Origin of the sequence: Marinovum sp. PR37 (assembly GCF_028807375.1) — a bacterium.
GTDB lineage: Bacteria > Pseudomonadota > Alphaproteobacteria > Rhodobacterales > Rhodobacteraceae > Marinovum > Marinovum algicola.
Map to the genome: position 1 here is coordinate 47,187 of NZ_JARAML010000030.1, position 20,443 is coordinate 67,629.

General features: G+C 64.6%; 16 protein-coding genes and 1 pseudogene. 11 read left to right on the forward strand and 6 right to left on the reverse strand.

The genetic code is table 11. The features are described 5' to 3' along the window. The first annotated feature begins 1 nt into the window (after nt 1). Nucleotides 2-1,498 carry a tripartite tricarboxylate transporter permease gene (locus PVW49_RS20300; protein ID WP_048534445.1) on the forward strand — a complete coding sequence of 499 codons (1,497 nt, stop codon included), beginning with the start codon at nt 2-4 and terminating at the stop codon, nt 1,496-1,498. A 126-nt stretch (nt 1,499-1,624) separates the two neighbouring features. Here PVW49_RS20300 and PVW49_RS20305 read toward each other — a convergent pair whose 3' ends face one another. Continuing rightward, nucleotides 1,625-2,302, reverse strand: coding sequence for a GntR family transcriptional regulator (locus tag PVW49_RS20305; protein WP_048534444.1), 678 nt, complete (start codon nt 2,300-2,302; stop codon nt 1,625-1,627). A gap of 51 nt (nt 2,303-2,353) precedes the next feature. On the opposite strand from PVW49_RS20305, the gene PVW49_RS20310 reads away from it, so the two are divergent. The 6 genes from PVW49_RS20310 (at nt 2,354) to PVW49_RS20335 (ending at nt 10,695) form a co-directional block, all read left to right on the forward strand. Continuing rightward, nucleotides 2,354-3,763, forward strand: coding sequence for a malonyl-CoA decarboxylase (locus tag PVW49_RS20310; RefSeq protein ID WP_274591411.1), 1,410 nt, complete (start codon nt 2,354-2,356; stop codon nt 3,761-3,763). A 38-nt stretch (nt 3,764-3,801) separates the two neighbouring features. Then, entirely contained in the window at nt 3,802-5,322 is a 1,521-nt protein-coding gene (locus PVW49_RS20315; protein WP_274591412.1) for a malonate--CoA ligase, read from the forward strand. A 60-nt stretch (nt 5,323-5,382) separates the two neighbouring features. Beyond that, nucleotides 5,383-6,843 carry an amidase gene (locus PVW49_RS20320; RefSeq protein ID WP_274591413.1) on the forward strand — a complete coding sequence of 487 codons (1,461 nt, stop codon included), beginning with the start codon at nt 5,383-5,385 and terminating at the stop codon, nt 6,841-6,843. Nucleotides 6,844-6,877: 34 nt separating this feature from the next. Further along, nucleotides 6,878-8,194 (forward strand): short-chain fatty acid transporter, encoded by a 1,317-nt coding sequence (locus tag PVW49_RS20325; RefSeq protein ID WP_274591414.1) that lies wholly within the window; start codon nt 6,878-6,880, stop codon nt 8,192-8,194. Nucleotides 8,195-8,311: 117 nt separating this feature from the next. Further along, on the forward strand, nt 8,312-9,775 hold the full coding sequence (locus PVW49_RS20330; RefSeq protein ID WP_274591415.1) for an amidase: 1,464 nt from the start codon (nt 8,312-8,314) through the stop codon (nt 9,773-9,775). Nucleotides 9,776-10,044: 269 nt separating this feature from the next. Continuing rightward, nucleotides 10,045-10,695: a Glu/Leu/Phe/Val family dehydrogenase gene (locus tag PVW49_RS20335; RefSeq protein ID WP_338020405.1), complete on the forward strand. Its 651-nt coding sequence runs from the start codon at nt 10,045-10,047 to the stop codon at nt 10,693-10,695. Nucleotides 10,696-10,919: 224 nt separating this feature from the next. Here the strand turns inward: PVW49_RS20335 and PVW49_RS20340 are convergent, their stop codons facing one another. The 5 genes from PVW49_RS20340 to PVW49_RS20360 form a co-directional block, all read right to left on the reverse strand. Next, nucleotides 10,920-12,431 (reverse strand): tripartite tricarboxylate transporter permease, encoded by a 1,512-nt coding sequence (locus PVW49_RS20340; RefSeq protein ID WP_274591416.1) that lies wholly within the window; start codon nt 12,429-12,431, stop codon nt 10,920-10,922. An 11-nt stretch (nt 12,432-12,442) separates the two neighbouring features. Beyond that, on the reverse strand, nt 12,443-12,979 hold the full coding sequence (locus PVW49_RS20345) for a tripartite tricarboxylate transporter TctB family protein (protein WP_274591417.1): 537 nt from the start codon (nt 12,977-12,979) through the stop codon (nt 12,443-12,445). A gap of 70 nt (nt 12,980-13,049) precedes the next feature. Further along, nucleotides 13,050-14,048: a Bug family tripartite tricarboxylate transporter substrate binding protein gene (locus PVW49_RS20350; RefSeq protein ID WP_274565544.1), complete on the reverse strand. Its 999-nt coding sequence runs from the start codon at nt 14,046-14,048 to the stop codon at nt 13,050-13,052. 38 nt (nt 14,049-14,086) lie between these two features. Further along, nucleotides 14,087-14,929 (reverse strand): SDR family NAD(P)-dependent oxidoreductase, encoded by an 843-nt coding sequence (locus PVW49_RS20355; RefSeq protein ID WP_274591418.1) that lies wholly within the window; start codon nt 14,927-14,929, stop codon nt 14,087-14,089. 29 nt (nt 14,930-14,958) lie between these two features. Then, entirely contained in the window at nt 14,959-16,143 is a 1,185-nt protein-coding gene (locus tag PVW49_RS20360) for a mandelate racemase/muconate lactonizing enzyme family protein (protein ID WP_274591419.1), read from the reverse strand. Between the two features lie 127 nt (nt 16,144-16,270). On the opposite strand from PVW49_RS20360, the gene PVW49_RS20365 reads away from it, so the two are divergent. The 4 genes and pseudogenes from PVW49_RS20365 to PVW49_RS20385 all read left to right on the forward strand — a co-directional run. After that, on the forward strand, nt 16,271-17,920 hold the full coding sequence (locus PVW49_RS20365) for an SMP-30/gluconolactonase/LRE family protein (RefSeq protein ID WP_274591420.1): 1,650 nt from the start codon (nt 16,271-16,273) through the stop codon (nt 17,918-17,920). Beyond that, the gene (locus PVW49_RS20370) at nt 17,920-18,789 is read left to right on the forward strand and encodes an SMP-30/gluconolactonase/LRE family protein (RefSeq protein ID WP_274565540.1); all 870 of its coding nucleotides are present in this window, start codon (nt 17,920-17,922) and stop codon (nt 18,787-18,789) included. Before PVW49_RS20365 ends, PVW49_RS20370 begins: the two co-directional genes overlap by 1 nt. A 381-nt stretch (nt 18,790-19,170) precedes the next feature. Beyond that, a pseudogene (locus PVW49_RS20375) lies at nt 19,171-19,257 on the forward strand (helix-turn-helix domain-containing protein); the annotation flags it as partial. An 80-nt stretch (nt 19,258-19,337) separates the two neighbouring features. Beyond that, nucleotides 19,338-20,443 (forward strand): IS3 family transposase gene (locus PVW49_RS20385; RefSeq protein ID WP_443137072.1). Its coding sequence is split into 2 segments (ribosomal slippage), with 1,107 coding nucleotides annotated over them: nt 19,338-19,611 and nt 19,611-20,443; the frame shifts between segments, so codons are not numbered across the junction. This gene is flagged as partial in the annotation.

A 20,443-nucleotide genomic window follows, 5' to 3' on the forward strand; every position in this document is an offset into this window, starting at 1 on the left:
TATGGAATTCTATACCAACGCGCTTGCCCACGTCCTGTCCTTCGGGCCGCTGACGGCGATGATCGGCGCCACGCTGCTGGGTGTCTTCATCGGCGCGCTGCCGGGGCTGAACCCGGTGATGGCCATCGCGCTTCTGCTGCCGCTGACCTATTCGATGGACCCGCTGGTGGCGCTCGCCATGGTGGCGGGCATCTACAACGGATCGATGTATGGCGGCGCGATCCCGGCGATCCTGCTGCGCATTCCCGGCACGCCCGCCTCGATCGCCACCACCTTCGACGGCTTCCCGATGGCCGACAAGGGCGAAGCCGCCAAGGCCCTGAAGATCGCCAGCTGGTCGTCGGCCGTGGGCGGCATCGCCAGCGCCATCGCCCTGATGACCGTCGGACCGCTTCTGGCACGCGTGACGCTGTTCTTCGGTCCTGCCGAGTACTTTTGGATCGCGATCTTCGGCATGGCCTCGGTCGGCGTCATGGTCGGCTCCGACCCGGTCAAGGGCATCATGGCCGCGGTGCTGGGGCTCTTGATCGGCACCTTGGGGATCGACAACCTCTCGGGGCAGGCGCGGTTCACGTTTGGCCAGACCTGGCTTCTGGGCGGGCTCGACCTGATCGTGGTGCTGGTGGGGCTCTACGCACTACCACCCGTGCTGCAACTGGCCGAAAAGACCGATCTCAAGGGGCTGTCGGCGGCGCAACTCAAGCTGACCAATGTGCCCTTCAAGCCCGGCGAGGTGCGCGGGCTGATCCCGACCTGGATCCGTGCATCCGGCATCGGCATCGGCGTCGGCATCCTGCCCGGCGCGGGCGGCAATATCGCGGCCTTCCTCAGTTACAATGCGGCCAAGAATGCCTCGGATGACCCGTCGAGCTTCGGCAAGGGCAATCCGCAGGGCGTGGCGGCGGCGGAATGCGGCAACAATGCCGACAATGCCGCCTCGATGATCCCGGCGCTGTCGCTTGGCATCCCCGGCAACGTGGTCGCGGCGCTGGTGCTCAGCGCGCTGACCATCCACGGGCTGCAACCCGGCCCGCAGCTCTTCCACCAGAATCCGGTCCTGGTGGGCGGCTTCATGATGGAGATGCTGCTCACCTCGGTGTTGATCTTCGCCCTCGGAGGCGCCGTCGCCACACGCGTCTTCGCCCAGTTCCAGCGCCTGCCCGGCGTGCTCCTGGTGCCTTCGATCCTGATCCTGATGTGCGTCGGCGTCTACGTCATCAATGGCCGCCCGGTCGACCTCTGGGTGATGCTCGCCGCCGGCCTCGCGGGGTATTTCCTGGAGAAGGTGAACGTGCCGCTGGCACCGATCATCCTCGGGATGATCCTCGGCCCCATGGCCGAACAGAGCGTCCGCCGCGCCCTGCTGATCAGCCGCGGTGACGCAACAGAACTCTTGACCCGCCCGATTTCCGCGGCGCTGGCTCTTGCGACGCTCTTGGTGATTGCCTGGCCCATCGCCAAGGCGATGCGCCGTCGTCGCGGCACCAAGGCGGCGTGAGCCGGGGAACATTCTGCTCTGGAATGCGCGGCCGCTGATTTGTGAGGTGAGAAGCTCAACGAAATCAACGGCGGCGGAAAAATCAGCCACCCGGCGGCGCAAAAGCAGGCAGACGGACTATCGGTATCACTCGATCGCCTGTTGCACGGAGGGTTCGGTTCTGAGAGCCGCGACGAGATCGTGGAACCGGTCGCCCTGGATCAGAACATGCGCCCGCATCGCCTCTGATGCCGCGCTGTCATCACCATTTCGGATCGCGCACACCACCGCCTCATGTTCGTTGTAGGAGCGCTTCATCCGATTGCGGACCCGAAGCTGGATGCGGCGATAGGGTTGCAACATGGCGTGCAGTCGCAGCGCCTCTTGTGCGAGAAAGCTATTGTGCGTGGCGGTGTAAATACAGGCGTGAAAAGCCGAGTTCTCGGCATAGTAATCGTCGTACCGTTCGTCCTCCGCCATCCGGCGGCATCTTTCATGCAGTGACACCAATTCGGCCAGTTCCTCGTTCGTGATGCGGCGGGCGGCCAGTCTTGCGCAGGTGGACTCGAGTTCTGCCATCACCTCGAAGCGTTCGGCCAGCTCTTCGACGTTCCATTCCGATACGAATGTGCCGCGCTTTGCGTGAATCCGCACGAGGCCCGAGGCTTCGAGCTGCTGCAAGGCTTCGCGGATCGGCGTGCGGGAACATCCGAATTCTTCGGCCAGCTGTATCGGATCGAGCTTGGTGCCCGGCACGTATCGGCCGTCAACAATCGCGTTTTCAAGAGATTCGCGAATGCGGAGCGTGTTCGACACGTTGCTCATGGATGGGGGCCTCCGTTGTGAACTGGTTTGAAAAATAGAATATCTTACCTCATGCATCCACAGAATTCTTTGTTATATACAACAGAAGCGATTTCGTGTATAACGATGCCATCCACCAAGAGGAGATTCACCATGCCCGGCTCCAACATCGCTTTCCTCAACGAGCTTTTGCACAGCATCGGCGCACGCATCAGCGTGAAGGCCGAAGGCACAGGCCGGTCCTCTCTGCCCGCCGATCAACGCCTTGCGGATGCTTGCACCGAATTGATGCGGCACGCTGGCGAAGCCTTGCAGGTGGCCGTGGCGAGAGACGCGCTTGACGCCTATGGCAAGCTCGACCGGGCAGGGCAGGCGGATTTCTTCCGCAGCCTCCTGACCGACTACAGCGCAGATCCTGCGGCAATCCGAAGCGCGTTCGGCGCTTGGGACAAGACCCAGGACGAAGCCGACCTCGAGGCATTGTTCCGAGCGGTTGAGCCGCGTCGCCAGACCCTGTTGCGGCGTCTGAATTTCGCGCCCGGCGGCACGCTTCAGCTTGTTCGGATGCGCGCCGACCTGCTTGGCCTGATCCGCGAAGCCCCGGAGCTTCGGCCGCTCGACGCCGATTTCGGGCACCTGCTCGCGTCGTGGTTCAATCGTGGTTTCCTGGTGATGCGTCGCATCGACTGGAACACGCCTGCCGCGATTCTGGAAAAGATTGTCGCCTATGAAGCGGTGCATGAAATCCGTGACTGGGACGATCTGCGCCGCCGTCTCGATCCCGCCGACCGCCGCTGTTACGGCTTCTTTCACCCCGCCACCGGCGACGAGCCGCTGATCTTTGTCGAAGTCGCGCTGTGCCGGGGTATTCCCGACGCCATCGGCCCGCTGCTCTCAGATGCGCACGATGTCGAAGAGGGCGAGGCGGACTCTGCGGTTTTCTATTCTATCAGCAATTGCCAGCCGGGACTGAAGGGCGTGTCCTTCGGCAACTTCCTGATCAAGCAGGTGGTGCGGGATCTGTCCAGCCAGTTGCCGGGGCTGAAAAATTTCGTGACGCTGTCGCCCGCGCCGGAATTCTCGGGCTGGCTGTCCAAACAGACCGATCCTGCGGCACAGAGCCTCTCCAAAGAACTGGCCGAAGGCGGTTGGCAGAGTGACGACGCGGCGATCCAACGCCTTGCACCGCAGGTTCATCATTGGGCCGCGCGCTACTTCACCCAAGGCAAAACCGCCTCTGGCGCGCCCGTCGACCCGGTTGCGCGCTTCCATCTCGGCAATGGCGCGTCGGCCCATCGGGTCAACTGGCCCGCCGACCTCGCCGCAGGGGCGCTGAGCCGCGCGCATGGGGTGATGATCAACTATCTCTACGAACCCGAGCGGATCGAGGCGCAGCACGAAGCCTTTGTCACCGATGGCACCGTCACTTGCGGCCCAGATCTGAAACGCGCGCTGCGCAGCCAGAAGGCGACAGCCGAATGACATCTGATCCGACCTTCAGACCGGAAAGGGAAACCTTCATGTTCAAGACACTTCTCGACCTCTTTGCCCGGAATTGCGACGCCAACGGCGCCACGGTGCTGTTCGAACGGCCCGGTGAGCCGGACATTTCCTTTGCCGAGGCGATGGCCCAGGTCACGGCTTTTGCCGGCGTGCTGGAGGAGATCGGCGTTCAACCGGGCGACCGCGTAGCGGCGCAGGTGGACAAAAGCGCTGAAGCGGTGCTGCTGTATCTCGCCACGTTGCACCGGGGGGCGGTCTTCCTGCCGCTCAACACCGCTTATACCGGGGCTGAGATCGACTATTTCCTCGGCGATTCCGAGCCCGCGCTCTTTGTCTGCCGCCCTGAAACCCTGAGCCAGCACGCGGCTCGCGCCTCGGATCGGCTGACTGTCGAAAGCCTTGGCGGGGCAGGAGAAAGTACGCTTGCCGAACGCGCCCGCCGCGCCACACCGATCGAAACCCCGGTGGCGCGCAGCGCTGATGATCCGGCGGCGATCCTCTATACCTCTGGCACGACCGGCCGCTCCAAGGGGGCGGTGCTGACCCATGGCAACCTGGCGTCGAATTGTGCCGCGCTACTCGATGCCTGGCACTTTACCAGCGAGGATCGGCTGATCCATGCGCTGCCGATCTTCCACACCCATGGGCTGTTCGTGGCCTGCAACATGGCGTTGGCCGCCGGGGCCACGATGATTTTCCTGACCCGCTTCGATCCTGACGAGATCATTGCGGAAATGGCGGATGCGACGGTGCTGATGGGCGTGCCGACTTTCTACACCCGGTTGCTGAAATCGCCCCGGCTGGACGCCGTGACCACAGCCGGAATGCGGCTCTTTGTGTCCGGCTCTGCGCCGCTACTGGAAGAGGATCACCGCGCCTTTGAGCAACGCACGGGGTTTGCGATCCTCGAACGCTACGGCATGACCGAAACCTGCATGATCGCCTCGAACCCTTATGACGGTGCGCGACGCCCCGGCGCCGTCGGGTTTCCGCTGCCGGGGGTCGAGATCCGTATAACCGAACGCGAGACCGGTGCCGAACTGCCGCAGGGCGACATCGGCGCCATCGAGGTGCGCGGCCCGAACGTGTTCCAGGGTTACTGGCGCATGCCGGAAAAGACCGCGTCCGAGTTTCGCGCCGATGGATTCTTTATCACCGGCGACCTCGGGAGGATCGACGGTGACGGCTATCTGCGCATTGTCGGGCGCGACAAGGATCTGGTGATCACCGGTGGCTACAACGTCTATCCCAAGGAAATCGAGGCGCTGATCGACGACCTTCCGGGAGTTTCGGAATCCGCCGTGATCGGCCTGCCGCACCCCGATTTCGGCGAAGCTGTGACCGCCATCGTTGTCCCGCGCCCCGGCGAAGCGGTCGACGAGGCAGCCCTGCAAAACGGGCTTTCCAGCGTATTGGCACGCTACAAGCAGCCCAAGCGCGTGCTTTGTATCGAGGAACTGCCCCGCAACGTCATGGGCAAGGTGCAAAAGGCCGAGCTGCGCACGCGCTACAAGGATCTCTACCAAACGGCCAACTGACGCGCTTTGCGCGCCGGGCCGACAGATAATTTGAAAACTCAGTCAGGGGGAGGAACCCGCATGAACTCGCAACAAAACGATATTGCCTCGCAAGCGAGCAGCACCAATGAACTGGTCGAGATGACCGCGACCGAGGTGGTTGGCCTCTTGAAAAAGGGCGAGGTCACGCCGCTTGAGCTGGTCGACGCCGCCGCCGCGCGCATCGAGGCCGTCGAGCCGCAGATCAATGCCCTGCCGATCCGTTTCTTCGACGAAGCGCGCGACGCCGCCAAGGCGTTTGCGGCGCAAAAGGACCATCCGGGCGCCGGCCGTCCCGGCTGGCTCGCCGGTCTGCCGGTCGCGGTGAAGGATTACAACGACGTCGCCGGACAGATCACCACCTACGGCTCGCCGATCTTTGCCGAGAACCGGGTGGAAGAGTCCGACTATACCGTGGTCACGCTTGAGGAAAGCGGCGGCATCCCGATGGCGAAATCGAACGTGCCGGAGATCGCCGGTGCCAATACCTTCAACCCGGTCTTCGGCGCCACCCGCAACCCTTGGGATCTGACGCGCACTGTTGGCGGCTCGTCGGGCGGCTCGGCCTGCGCGCTTGCGGCGGGCGAGGCCTGGCTTGCCACCGGCAACGACCTCGGCGGCAGCCTGCGCATTCCCGCCAGCTATTGCGGCATCGTCGGGCTGCGCCCCAGTGTGGGCCGGGTGCCGCGTGGCAAGGGGCTTTTGCCGTTCGATCCGCTCTGGGTCGAAGGTCCGATGGCCCGCAATGTGGCCGATTGTGCGCTTATGCTCGACTCGCTGGCCCATGCGCATCCTCGCGATCCGCTGGCCATTCCGCGGCCCGAAAAACCCTTTGTCCAAGCCGTGAAAAACGCAAGTCCTCCCAAGCGCGTGGCCTACAGCCCCGATCTCGGCCTGTCGCTAGTCGATCCCGAGGTGGCCGAGATTTGCCGCAAGGGCGCACAGGGATTTGCCGATATGGGCACGACGGTCGAAGAGACCTGCCCGGATCTCGGCGGCGGCATCGACGCCTTCCAGACGCTTCGGGCGGTGCTCGTGGCCACGCTGCGCGGCGACCTGCTGGAAACCGACCGCGAGCGTGTCGCGCCGGAGATCATCTGGAACATCGAGAAGGGCCAGAACATTACCGCCGACGAGGTGCTGAGCGCCGAGCGGGTCCGCGCCCGCATCTTCCACGAAATGACCCGCTTCTTCGAGACCCACGATCTGCTGGCCTGCCCGACGGTGACCGTGCCGCCCTACAAGGTCGATCAGCGGTTCCCGACCGAGATCGGCGGTCAGACGCTGACATCCTACATCGACTGGATGTTCCTGACCTTCGTCATCACGCTGACCGGCTGCCCGGCGATCTCGATCCCCTGCGGCACGACGAAAGACGGTCTGCCCGTGGGCCTGCAACTGATCGGCAAGCCGCGCGGCGACTTCGATCTCTTGTCCTCGGCACATCTTTTGGAGGATGCGCTCGGTCTGGCCAAACAGATGCCGATCCTGCCGCGCAGCTGAGATCAATCCATCACAACGAGGGAGGAGAAACCTCATGTTCAAGGGTGCAACGCGCGCGTCGGTGCGCATGGTCGAAAGATATCTGCCGGACGCATTTGTTCTGGTGCTGATGCTGACACTGGTGGTCTTTGCCGCCGGGATGCTGGTCGAAGGCCAGAGCCCCATCGCAATGATGACCTACTGGGGAGAGGGGTTCTGGAACCTACTGGCGTTTTCAATGCAGATGGTGCTAATCCTCGTGACCGGTTTCGTCGTGGCCAGCACGCCGCCGTTCCGCAAGCTGTTGCGGGCGCTGGCGCGCCTGCCGCGCACGTCGGGGCAGGCCATCATTCTGGTGACACTTGTCTCGCTGGTCGCGGCATGGATCAACTGGGGTTTCGGACTGGTGATCGGCGCTTTCTTTGCCCGTGAATTGGGCCGTCAGGTGGAAGGGCTTGATTACCGTCTTGCCATCGCCAGTGCCTACAGTGGCTTCATGATCTGGCATGGCGGCCTGTCCGGGTCGATCCCACTGGTGATCGCGACCGAGGGGCATTTTGCGCAGGAGCTGATCGGTATCATCCCGACAAGTGAAACCCTGTTTTCGACCCTGAACCTTGGCATCCTGCTCGGGCTGCTGCTGGCGATCCCGCTGGTCAACCGCCTGATCATGCCCTCGCCGGAAGAGACCGTGACCGTCGATCCCGCGCGGCTGGCCGAGACCGAAGACGACGGCGCGGACAGCACGACCCTGGCGAATGGCATGGATGACAGTCGCCTGATTTCGATCCTCGCCGGGGGGCTTGGGCTGCTCTACGTCGCGCATTATTTCCTTGCGGCGGATGGCGGGCTGAACCTGAACATCATGAACTTCACGTTGCTCTTTGCCGGGATCTTGCTGCACGGACGTCCGACCCTGTTCCTCGCGGCGATGAAAAAGGCCATCGAAGGGGCCGGCGGCATCGTGATCCAGTTTCCCTTCTATGCGGGCATCATGGGCATGATGGTGGGGTCCGGTCTGGCGGTCACGCTGTCGAGCGGTTTCGTGGCGATCTCGACCGAACAGACCTTTCCGCTCTTTACCTTCCTGTCGGCGGGGATCGTCAATATCTTCGTGCCGTCAGGTGGCGGGCAATGGGCGGTGCAGGCCCCGATCGTTCTGGATGCGGCGGCGGCGCTTGGCGTCTCTCCGGCCCGCGCAGCACTGGCCGTAGCCTGGGGCGACACCTGGACCAACCTGATCCAGCCGTTCTGGGCGCTGCCGATCCTTGCCATTGCCGGGCTCTCGGCCAAGGACATCATGGGCTTCTGCTTGATCGTCCTTGTCGTGACCGGTGTGATCATCGGCGGCGGGCTGACCTTCCTGCCGTAGCCTGCTTGCCGGACCGCGCGCCTCGTGCGGTCCGGATATCATTGAAATGGGCGGTGCGCATCACCAGTGTCGGCTGCGCCGTACCTTGCCTGCCCGACCACACCCGAAGAGAGCGCCATGACAGACACACGCCCGTCCCTTAACAGTGATGATGTGCCCACTCCCTGCACCTGGGATGCCATGTCCCTGTCGCGCGCCATTCATGCCCGCGACATTTCGTGTCGCGAGGTCATGACCGCCTATCTCGGTCATATCGAAGCGGTCAATCCTCGGGTCAACGCCATCGTCTCGTTGCGTGACGGCGACGCCCTGTTGCACGAGGCCGATGCCCGCGACGCCGAGCTTGCGCGCGGGGTTTCGCGTGGCTGGCTGCATGGCATTCCGCAGGCGATCAAGGATCTTGCGATGACGGCAGGGCTGCGCACCACCTTTGGCTCGCCCCTTCTGGCCGGCAACGTGCCACAAACCGATTCCATCGTCGTTGAGCGGATGAAGCGCGACGGTGCCATCGTGATCGGCAAAACCAACGTGCCGGAATTCGGCCTCGGCTCTCATTCCTACAACCCTGTGTTCGGGGCCACCGGCAACGCCTATGACCCTGGCCTCTGCGCCGGGGGCTCTTCGGGCGGTGCGGCCGTGGCGCTGGCGCTGCGCATGCTGCCGGTGGCCGACGGCAGTGACATGATGGGGTCGCTGCGCAACCCGGCCGCCTTCAACAATGTCTACGGGTTTCGCCCGTCGTTCGGCCGCGTCCCCTTTGGCCCGGCGCCCGAGGTTTTTGGCCAGCAACTGGTGACCGAAGGCCCCATGGCGCGCACCGTGCCCGATCTTGCCCGCCTGCTTGCCACGCAGGCCGGTGCCGATCCCCGCGTGCCCCTGTCGCTCGACGAAGATCCGGCGATGTTCACCGCGCCGCTCGACCGCGATATCAACGGGCTGCGCATTGCCTGGATGGGCGACTGGAATGGTCACTTGCCGATGGAGCCCGGCATCCTGCCGCTCTGCGAACAGGCGCTCGCAACATTCCGGGATCTGGGGGCCGAGGTTGACGCGGCATTGCCCGACTTCGATCCCGACCGGCTCTGGCGCTGCTGGCTGACCCTGCGCCATTGGGGTGTGGCGGGTAGCATCGGCGCGTTTTATGACGACCCCGAGAAGCGCGAGATGCTGAAGCCGGAAGCGCAATGGGAAGTCGAAGGCGCGCTGTCGCTCACCGGGCGCGACATTCACGCCGCCAACGTCAGCCGCACAGCCTGGCAGGTCGCGTTGACCCGCCTGCTCGCGCGCTACGACGTCGTGGCCTTGCCAACCGCGCAGGTCTTTCCCTTTGCGATCGAGCAGAGCTGGCCACAGGAGATCGCCGGGCGCGGGATGGACACCTATCACCGCTGGATGGAGGTGGTGATCCCCGGGTCGCTGTCAGGCCATCCGGTCATTTCGATCCCGGCGGGCTTCAACACATCCGGTTTGCCGATGGGCCTGCAACTGATCGGGCGGCACAGGGGAGACCTCGACTTGCTGCGGATTGCGCGCGCCTATGAACGCGCGGCAGGCCCTGATTTTACGCGCCGGCCCTGGTAAGTCGTCCGACCAGACAGCTCGCCAGTCGCACACGATCGCCGATTTTCCCGAACCGACTCGTCATCAAGGGAGAACCGGTCAGATTTTCCTTGATAGTAAGGCAATTCGACCGAGGATTCAGGAAAATAAGGCCGCAATCGACTTCAGTTTGGGCTTTAATCGTTTAGAACCCTGGATACCCAGCAGCCGCAATCAAGCGGCGCGGTGACACTTGGAAATGGGACGTTCCTGAAATGGCGAGCCAAGGCTTTCTTGAAGACGTGAATGACATGTTCGATGCGGCAGTCTCCCAATGCGACCTGCCGGAAGGGCTGGCCGAGAAGATCAAGGTCTGCAACGCGACTTATGTCACCCGTTTCGGTGTCCGGCTACGGGGCCGGATGCATACCTTCACCGGCTGGCGCTCTGTCCATTCCAGCCACAACCGGCCCGCCAAGGGCGGTATCCGCTTTGCCCAGGATGCCGACCAGGATGAGGTCGAAGCGCTGGCGGCGCTGATGACCTATAAATGCGCACTGATGCGTCTGCCTTTCGGCGGCTCGAAAGGTGCGCTGCGCATCGATCCTTCGGAATGGAGTGAGGTCGAGCTGGAAAAGATCACCCGCCGGTTTGCCCAGGAACTGCTGGCGCATGAGTTTCTGAGCTCCGCATCAAACGTGCCTGCGCCCGACATGGGCACGACCGAACTCAACATGATGTGGATCGCTGACGAGTACCGCCGCAGCCGGCCCCAGGATGTCAATGCGCTGGCCTGTGTCACGGGCAAGCCGGTCGGCGGCGGCATCGAAGGCCGGACCGAGACCACGGGCCGCGGCGTGCAATTTGCGATGCGCGAGTTCTTTCGCCACGAAAGCGACCGGGGTGATAGGGAGCGGAACACGCGATCCAGCACAGCAGCGCCGCAACAAAGACCCCCATGACGGAGATCTGTTCGGCGAAGCCCCCCCAGGATAAGCGTGTTGGTCATGCGGTGGCAGTTAGGAGCGCGGCGCTCAATTGTCAAACCGAAGGCTTGCAATCGGCGGTTTCGCACCGCTGGATCTGGGAAAATTCTCGTGACGGCGCCGCCGGGCAGAACCAGCAAGAAATCCAGGTCCAGCGAGGGCCGGTGGCAATCGCCATTCGCCCCGGTTTCAGTGCCGGTTCAGCTTTTCAGGGTCCGCAGCCGCGTCATTGCTGCCCGCCGCAGATCCGGAGGAGTAAAGGCCACGATCAGCACCAGCAGGTCTATGGCCAGGATGGTGGTGGCAATCGGCCGCTCGAGGATGAACCAGGCGCCATTGTCGGAAAACAGCAGCGTCCGGCGGAAGCTGCCCTCGGCAATCGGCCCGAGGATCAGCCCGATCACGATCGGCGCCAGCGGATAGCCGTAGCGCCGCAGCCCGAAGCCCAGCACGCCGAAGACCAGCATCACCCAGAGGTCATCGACCCTGGACTGTACCGAATAGACCCCGACAATCGACAGCAGCAGCACCGTCGGCACCAGGTATTGCTTGCGCACTTTCAGCACCCGCACAAACAGCGGCGTCATCAGCATGCCGACAAAGAACAGAACGACGTTCGATACAAGGAAAGCGAGGAAGATGCCGCCTACAGCGTCGCCCGACAGCGCGAACATCTGCGGCCCGGGCACCAGTCCCAACAGCAGCAGTGCGCCGAGCAGAACCGCGGTGGCCGCGTCGCCGGGAATGGCCAGCGCCAGCGTCGGGATCATCGCGCCGCCGCAGGCGGCATTGTTGGCCGACTCGGTCGCCACCACGCCGCCCTCGGCGCCTTCGCCATAGGGCGCGTCGCCTTTCAGCGGGCGGCTGCGGGCGATGGCATAGGCGGTAAACGACGCGATGATGCCAGAGGCGCCCGGCAGCGCGCCAAAGAACACGCCGATGGTCGAGGAGCGCAAAAGGTTCTTCCAGTGCCGCAGCGCCATCCAGAGCGCGCGCATGGACACCCGCACCGCCTGCACCTCTGGCTTCTTGCGAAACCCGCCTTCGAGGATCTGAAACGCCGCCTCGGACAGGGCAAAGAGCCCGACGATGATCGCTACGATATGGATGCCGCCAGACAGCGCATTGGTGCCGAAGGTAAAGCGCGCCGCGTTCGACAGCGGATCGCTGCCCACCATGGCGATCAGCACGCCAAGCGCGCCGGTCATCAGCCCCTTGATCGTGCTCTCGTTCGACACCACCGAGATCGACAGCAGCCCGGTGATCGCCAGCGCGAAATACTCCGGCGGGCCGAAGTTCGTGGCCACCGCCGCCAGCGCCGGGGCGCCGAGGATCATCACGATACCGCCGAGGACGCCGGCCAGGGCGGAAGAGGCAATCGCCAGCCCGATGGCATCCGCCGCCCGGCCGTTTTTCGCCATCGGAAAGCCGTCAAGCAGGGTCGCGGCGGCCAGCGGCGTGCCGGGGATGCGCAGCACGATGGCCGAGATCGCCCCTCCGCAGGAGCCCGCGACAAAGATCGACATCAACATGCCCATCCCCGCCACCGGCTGCATGTGAAAGGTCACCGGCAGCATCAGGATGATGCCGATCAGCGGCCCGAGGCCCGGCAGCACGCCCACCACCATGCCGATCACCGTGCCGAGGATCACCCCCCCGATCACCTGCCAGGACTGGAAGCTGTCGAGCCCGGCGAGAAGAATGTCGAACATGGCGCGCGTCCTTACAGCGAGAGACCGAACCGCCCGTGCGGCAGGACCACACGCAACAGCTCTTCAAAGACATAGCCCACCGCCAAAGTCATCAGCACAGCGACCAGCGCCGCGATCCAGACCGGCCGGGACTTGAGCAGCAGGAACAGCGCCAGCAGAAATGCCGCCGTCGCCGGGTAGAAACCGATCACCGGCAGCACCAGCAAGTAGGCCAGCAGCACCATCGTGCCGACGCCACAACGCCAGGCGGTATCGCGTGTGCTGCCGTGCCGGAACTCGGCACTCAGCACAACGCGGCGGCGCAGCAGTTGCAGGAATTGAAGGCCGCAGAGCCCGAGGATCATGTTGGCCACCAGCCGCGGAAACAGCGCAGCATTGTTGACCGCGTCGCCATCGGCATAGCCGGCCGCGGTAAGCGGTCCGTAAATCTGTTGGTAGACAAAAAGCGCCAGAGCCGTGAAGGCCGCCAGCATGACCCATTCCCCGGGTGCCACGCGGTCCACCACCTCTGGGCCGGTGTCGCGATCCGGTGTCGCTGTCTCGGTCATCCTCGCCTCCCTTTTCATATGTGGGCCGCACCGGTTGCTCCGGAACGTCCCTGTTTCAGCTGTGAGTGGCTTACTTCTTCAGTTGCTCGGCTTCCCAGGTGATGGCGTCCTTGGCCGCCGCAATCTGGTCACCGATGGGCCCGACGATCTCTTCGTAGCGCTCCGGCGGATACATCGTCGGCAGGAAGCCTGCCGCTTTCAGTTTCTCCTGCACCTCGGGCCGGTTCAGCGCCGCTTCCATCGCGGTGTTGAGCGTGTCGACGATCTCCGCCGGCGTGTCCTTGTGCACGAGGAACCAGTTCCAGCCCGAGGGCGCAAGCCCGGTAAGACCGATGTCGACGCCGACCTCGTCAAGCGTCGGGGTATTCTCGTCATAGGCCGCGGCCACGTCCTTTTCGTTGGTGAAGGCCACCAGCGTCTTGAAGGCGTCCTTGTTGGACTGGAATGTGATCGGGTCGTTGAAGCTGAAATCCAGCAACCCGCCGCGCAGGTCCTTGAAGGCATCGCCATCCTGCGGATAGGGGATGTTGCGGGCATAGACGCCCTCGGTCTGCATCATCTTGGCCAGCACCATATGGGGGATATTGCCGATGGAGCCGGAGGAATAGCGCGCCTTGCCGGGGTTGTCCTTCAGATATTGGATGAAGGCGTCGTAATCGGGGAAGCGCTCGTCATCCTTGCGCACCACCACGGCGAAAGGCACGCGGGTGGCCGACCACAGCGGGGTGAAATCTTTGTGGGTGAACTCGGTGTTGCCGGCCAGCGGCTGCAGCACCAGCGGCGCCACCCAGCCATCGATCAGCGTATAGCCGTCGGCGGGCTTTTCCAGCGCGGTGTTGAAGGATTTAACACCGGCCGCACCGGGGGTCGAGACAACGCTGATATTGGTGCCCAGCTCGTCGCCCATGGCATTGGTGATGATCTGCGCCATGGCAAAGGCAGAGCCCGGCCCCCAGGGGAACATCATCTCGATGTTGCGCGAGGGGTAATCCTCGGCGGCGGCGACCGGACCGGCGAAGGGGCCGATCAGGGCCGCGACGGCGGCGGTTTTGATGAGGGTCTTGAGCATGTGTCCTCCCTTGGGATCTTGCTGTGGTGTTTGATTTCTCAGGTTGCGCCTTGCAGCGCGGGCGACACGGCACAGGCCGCGTCACTGCTGGACCGGGCGACCTGGGCCGCGCCGGCGACATAGATCGTGGTGCCGGTGGTAAAGCTGTTGTCGGGTGCCAGAAGGAACAGCGCCGGGCGCACCACGTCCTCTGGGCTGCCCGCGCGGCCGGCCGGGTTGGCACTGCGGACGAACTCCTGCCATCCGGCGCGGTCCTCGCGGCGAAAGGCGTTGCGGTCGGTCTGGATCAGTCCCGGCGCGATATTGTTGATCATCACGTTGTCGCGGGCGCATTGCACCGCAAGGTTTTCCACCAGGTTGCGCAGCGCCGCCTTGGTCATCGCATAGATCGGCATCTCCGCCCCCGGGGCCACCTCCTGCACCGAGCCGATGGTCAGGATGCGGCCATATTGCTCGGCCTGCATACGCGGCAGCACCGCCTGCAACAGCGCCACATTGGCGGTGACATTGACCTGCAGCTGCGTGGCGATGTCCGTGGGCGTCTGCCGCCAGAACACCTTATTGACCTGGGCGCTGGCCGAGAGCACCAGCGTGTCGATCACGCCGATTTCGCGGGCGCAATCGGCAATCAGCCGCTCCGGCGCGCCGGGCTCGGCAATGTCACTCTCGATGGCCATTGCCTGGCCACCGGCCTGGGTGATCTCAGCCACCAGCGCCTCGGCGGCGCCGGCATGGCCGGCGGCGGCATCGGCCTTGGCGGAATAGGAGATCACCACCCGCGCCCCGGCGGCGGCCAGCCCCCCGGCAATTGCGGCGGCAATGCCGCGGCTGGCCCCGGTCACGAGGGCGGTTCGGCCGGTAAAGCCTGTCTCGGCGGTCATGGGCGTATCCCCTGTCTGTCCTGTATCTGTCATGCGTCCGGCCCTGCGCCGGGGGTCCCGGTGAAAGAGGCCATGCCCTTGCGCGTCCCGGCCTCGGCCGGCACCAGCGCACTTGTCTCGGGCACGAAACCGAAGCCCGCAGCCGTCGCCGTGGCCACCCGTCCCTGCGCCATCGCGGCGGATGTCGGGCGGATACGGGCGGTCATCTCGCTTTCGCCGATCTGGCGCTCGAGGATGAGGAAGCCGGGCAGGCTCGCCGCCAACTCGACCGAGATCGCATCCAGCACCGGGCCCACCGGGTTATGCAGAGAGGCTGAGACGCCAGAGGCGGCGGCAAGGCGCAGCATGGCCATGCCCTCCTGGACCCCGGTCAGGCGCAGGTCGGGAAGAACCACATCATGGCCGCCATCGGCGATCAGCGCGGTCATCCCGGCGCTATCGGTGACATTCTCGCCCCCGGCCAGCCGCGCCCCGCCGGCGTGACAGGCGGTGCGCAGCCGGCGTTGATTCTCGGGCGTGGTCAGATGCATGGCGGTCACATCCTCGATCCAGGCAACGCCCATGCGGCAGAGCTCGGCAATCACCTGCTGTGCGCCATGCAGATCGAAGCGCTCGTGGCAATCGACAAAGACATCCGCATCAGTGCCCAGCTCGGCCCTCACGGCATCGACCCGCGCCAGCCCCTGCTCCAGCACTGCGCGGCGCTCGGGCCAGTCGAGCCGGTCCCAGCGATAGCCGTCAAACGGCGCGATCTTGACGGCGCAGGCGCCGGTGGTGTCGATCACCTGCCGCGCCCGGGCGGCAAAGCCCGCCGGGCTGCGATCGGCAATCCCGCGGTTGATATTGGCATAAAAGGGCACCGCATCGCGGCGCGCGCCGCCCAGCATCTCGGCCAGAGGCAGGCAGCCGCGGCGCGCCGCAAGGTCGAGCCCTGCCTGCTCCAGCGCGCTCAACAGCGCCCGGCGGCCCGGGGCAATCTCGACCTGTTGCAGCGCCGAGAGCAGCGGCTGAACGCCTTGCACATCGCCGCCCCGAACCAGGTCGGACAGATGCGCCACCAGCCCGGTGATCTCGGCCTCGTTGCCGAAAGAGGTCGCCTCGCCCCAGCCCTCCCGCCCGGCGCCATCGCGCAGACGCAGCAGCAACCAGACGGTCTTGTCCGACACGTCGGCACGCCAGAGCGTGACATCTGCAAGGGCTGTTCGCTGGGTCATTTCGTCCTCCTCCCCACAATGTGGAACACTTCTGTAATTGTGTCAACATGTGAACCATTGCGCAGTTTGCTCTCTTTATGTGATACACTTGGGTGACGGACGGTGACGAAACCAAAGGACGAGGCGCATGCAGATCGACGACCCTCTCGAAAATGCCGAGGATGTGCCGGGCGCACAGTCGCTCACCCGCGGAATCGATCTTCTCTTGCTGCTCGGACGCTCTTCGCCCCTGACTTTCCGGCAGATTCAGGATCACCTCGGCCTCTCCAAGGGCTCGCTGCACCGGCTGCTCTCGGCGCTGCGCTCGCGCCGTCTGGTGCGCTATGACCGCGACAACCGTCGCTATGCGATCGGCGCCACGGTGATGTCGCTGGCGCGCGGCGCTCTCGACCGCGATTCGACGGTGCGCGCCTGCCAGGCCGAGATGTCGCGACTGTCGCAACTGCTGAAAGTGCCCTGCTGCCTCTATGTCAGCGACGACGATTCGGTCTTCGTGCTCGACGCCGCCGATCCAGCCGGCCGTACCATTCGGGTCTGGCCGCGCCTCACGCTGGAAAGCAGCACGCCGGGGCAGGCGATGCTGGCCGGGCGCCCGGCGGGGCAAAAAAACGAATGGTCCGCTGATTTGCAACGCATCCTCAGCAAGGCCCGCGCGCTGGGCTATGTCGCCAGCGATGGCGATCCGCTGGCGGTGGCCGCCCCGGTGCTCGATGGCGAGGGCACGGTGGTCGGCGCGCTCTGCTGCCAGTTCGACGCCGCCGGCACCCGGCCCGACCGGCTGCACGAGGCCGGCCAGATGATCCGCGAGGCCGCGCGCCGCGCCTCGCACCACGTGGGCGTCACCCAAAAGCTCAACGAACAGGTGATCGCGCCTCGCCCCAAGACCGGCTTCGAGGGCAAGGTGCACGACACCGGCCGCGACTACGTCGGCGAAAGCCCGAGCTGGTGCGAGAGCACCGGCCGGCTCTGGTGGCTTGACGTGCTGGCCCCGGCGCTGCGCTGGCTGGATGTCGAGACCGGCGCCAGCGGCCGCAGCCTGCTCGACGGGCTGACGGGCGGGCTGGCGCTGACCACCGGCGCGGAACTTCTGCTCACTGGCGAGAACGGGCTGTCGCTCTTCGACCCCGCCAGCGGCCAGCAGACCCCGCTGATCGACCCCGAGGCGCATCGCCCGGAGAACCGCTTCAACACGGTGGGCGTCGATCCCGAGCAACGGCTCTGGACCGGCACGATGCCGCTCGACAATCTCGAAAAGAGCGGCACGCTCTACCGCATTCACCCAGATCTCACGACCGAGATCATCCAGCCCGAGATTTTCCTGCCCAAGAACACTGCCTTCAGCCGCGGCGGCCGCCACGCCTATCTGACCGAACAGGACCCGGCCGAAGGCCGCGCGGTGCTGATGTCTTACGAGCTTGACGAGGACGGCCTGCCATTGTCGCGGCGTGCGTTGCTGGAGGGTTCGGATGCAGAGGGCCAGCCCGCCGGCCTGACCATCGATGCCGAGGATTGTCTCTGGGTTGCCATGCGCGGCGGCTGGTCGGTGCTGCGGCTCGATCCGGAGGGCCGCGAACTGGCGCGCCATGCGCTGCCGGTGCCGATGCCCACGGCGCTGACCTTCGGCGGGCCGGACCTTGGCAGTCTCTTTGTCACCTCGACCTACCTGCGCCTGCCGCCTGGCTACAACGACATTGCCCCGCTCTCGGGGCGGCTGATCGAACTGCGCCCCGGCGTGACCGGGCGCGCGCCCACCCGTGTGAAACTGGAAAGACCCTGATGACCGACTACACCTTCACCCCGCGCCACGAAGCCCTTGCTCTTACCGGCGAGGTGCCGCTCTGGGATGCGACGCGCGACTGTCTCTGGTGGCTCGACATCCAGGGCCAACGCCTGCTGAGCCACCAGCCCGGCGGCAAAAACAGCGCCATCCCCTTGCCTGGCCAATGCGGGCTGATCGCGCTGGCGGAGAGCGGACGGCTGGTGCTGGGGCTGGAAGACGGGCTGGTGGCGCTCGATCCCGAGGCGATGGTCTGGGAACGGATCAGCGATACTGAGGCCGATGCGCCTGAGCGCAGGCTGAACGACGGCAAGCCCGACCGTCAGGGGCGGCTCTGGTTCGGCTCGATGGATGTGTCCGGCAAGGGCGTGCCCTCGGGTGGGCTGTTCCGGCGCGACCGCGATGGCCGCATCGAGAAGGTGCTGAGCGACATTGCCATTCCCAACGCCATCGTCGGCGATCCGCAGGCTGATGCAATTTGGTTCACCGACACCCCGACGCGCAGGCTCGAACGCTTCGATCTCGACGCGGATGGCGGCATCGCCCGCCGAAGCACCCTGCTTACACTGCCCGAAGGCAGCCATCCCGACGGCATGTCCATGGACGGCGAGGGCAAGCTCTGGCTGGCGCTGGTGGGTCCGGGCGAGTTGATCCGCATCGACCCGGCGAGCGGCGAGATCTGCCACCGCCTGAGCCTGCCGGTGCACCGCCCGACTATGGCGATCTGGAGCGACAGGAGTCTTTTTGTCACCAGTCAGCGACGGTTCCTCGACGCCAAGGCGCTGGCGCAGCAGCCTTTGGCAGGCCAGCTAATCGGTGCTGACGGGTCCTGCGGCACCGGGCCTACGATGCGTGTGGCCGGGGTTTGACTCGCGCCGCCACTTGGTGGAGAGTGTTTCGCTTGAACGCGACCGGGCTCTGGAGGTCGAGCGATGACGGCCGTCGAACCAGATTGAAGATCCGGTCGATGTATCCGGCGATGGCGTTTTCGGCAGGCTGGCGGGGGCTTTGTCAGGTTGCCGGACCCCAAGTGCTACGATTCGCCATCACGGTTTTCAGGCGGCCAGATCCGCGGCATAGTCGGTCCAAAGTCTGAACGCGTCAGACCTCGCATGACGGTATGACCGGGCGGTCAGAACGGCGGTGAGAAAGTCGACCACGGTAGCGGCGGGATGAGCCCGCTGCGGGCGGCGTAAAAGTCGTCCACTTTTACCCTTTCTGGCGGCAGGGAGGGTGGGAGGGTTTTCACCGTGGATTTGTATCGGAAGGTTCGTCTGGCTTGTTCAGAAGGCATGAGTCAGCGCGAGGCTGCGCGTCAGTTTGGGGTTTCCCGCGACTGAGCTACCCCCCGAAATTCGGACACTGACATAAGCTACGATTTGCAGTCTGCTGATCTTCGACGAGAAGGAGATCAGAGATGTCGAAACGCAAGCAGCACGCGCCTGAGTTCAAGGCGAAAGTCGCGCTGGAAGCCCTGAAGGGCGAGGAGACTGCCGCCGAGCTGGCGAGCCGGTTCGGGGTGCATCCGACGATGATCCACCAATGGAAGCGAGCCCTGCTCGAAGGCGCGTCCGGCGTGTTCGAGCGCGGGAGCCGCAAGAAGCCGGAGATTGACGAGGAGCAGGTGAAGGAGCTTCACGCCAAGATCGGGGAGCTGGCGGTGGCCAACTCTTTTTTGGAACGAAAGCTGAAGCCTTGGGGCGGGAAGTGAGGCGCGGCATGATCGAGCCTGACCACCCGGATCTGTCGATTGGGCAGCAGTGCAAGCTGCTGTCGATCGCGCGCTCGTCTTTCTACTACACGCCCAAGGGCGAGTCTGAGCAGAACCTCGGCCTGATGCGGCAGATCGACGAGCAGTTCTTGGAGACCCCGTTCTTCGGTGTCCGGCAAATGACCTGGCACCTGCGGAACGACGGACACACCGTGAACGAGAAGCGGATACGCCGGCTGATGCGCCTGATGGGGCTCATGCCGATCTACCAGAAGCCCAATACCAGCAGGCCGGCGAAGGGGCACAAGACCTATCCCTATCTGCTGAGAGGCCTGCATGTGGATCGCCCGAACCAGGTCTGGTGCTCGGATATCACCTACCTGCCCATGCGCTGCGGGTTCCTATACCTCGTGGCGATCATGGACTGGCACACCCGCAAGGTTCTGGCCTGGCGAATCTCGAACACGCCCCCTCTCGGTGTTTGCGTGCAAACACCTGCCGGTCAAAGGGAGGCCGACTTCTGTGTCGAGGCGCTGAACGAGGCCATCCACAAGTTCGGCCCGCCCGAGATAATGAATACGGATCAGGGTTCTCAGTTCACGTCCTTCGCCTGGACGGACCGGCTGCGCCGGTCTGGTGTGCGGGTCTCGATGGATGGGAAAGGTCGGTTCCTCGACAACATCTTCATCGAACGGCTATGGCGCACCCTGAAATACGAATGCGTCTATCTGCATGCCTGGGAGACCGGTTCGGAGACGAAGGCGTGTGGATCGGCATCCAATTGTGGGTCCGACTCAATTTCTGTGGTGCCA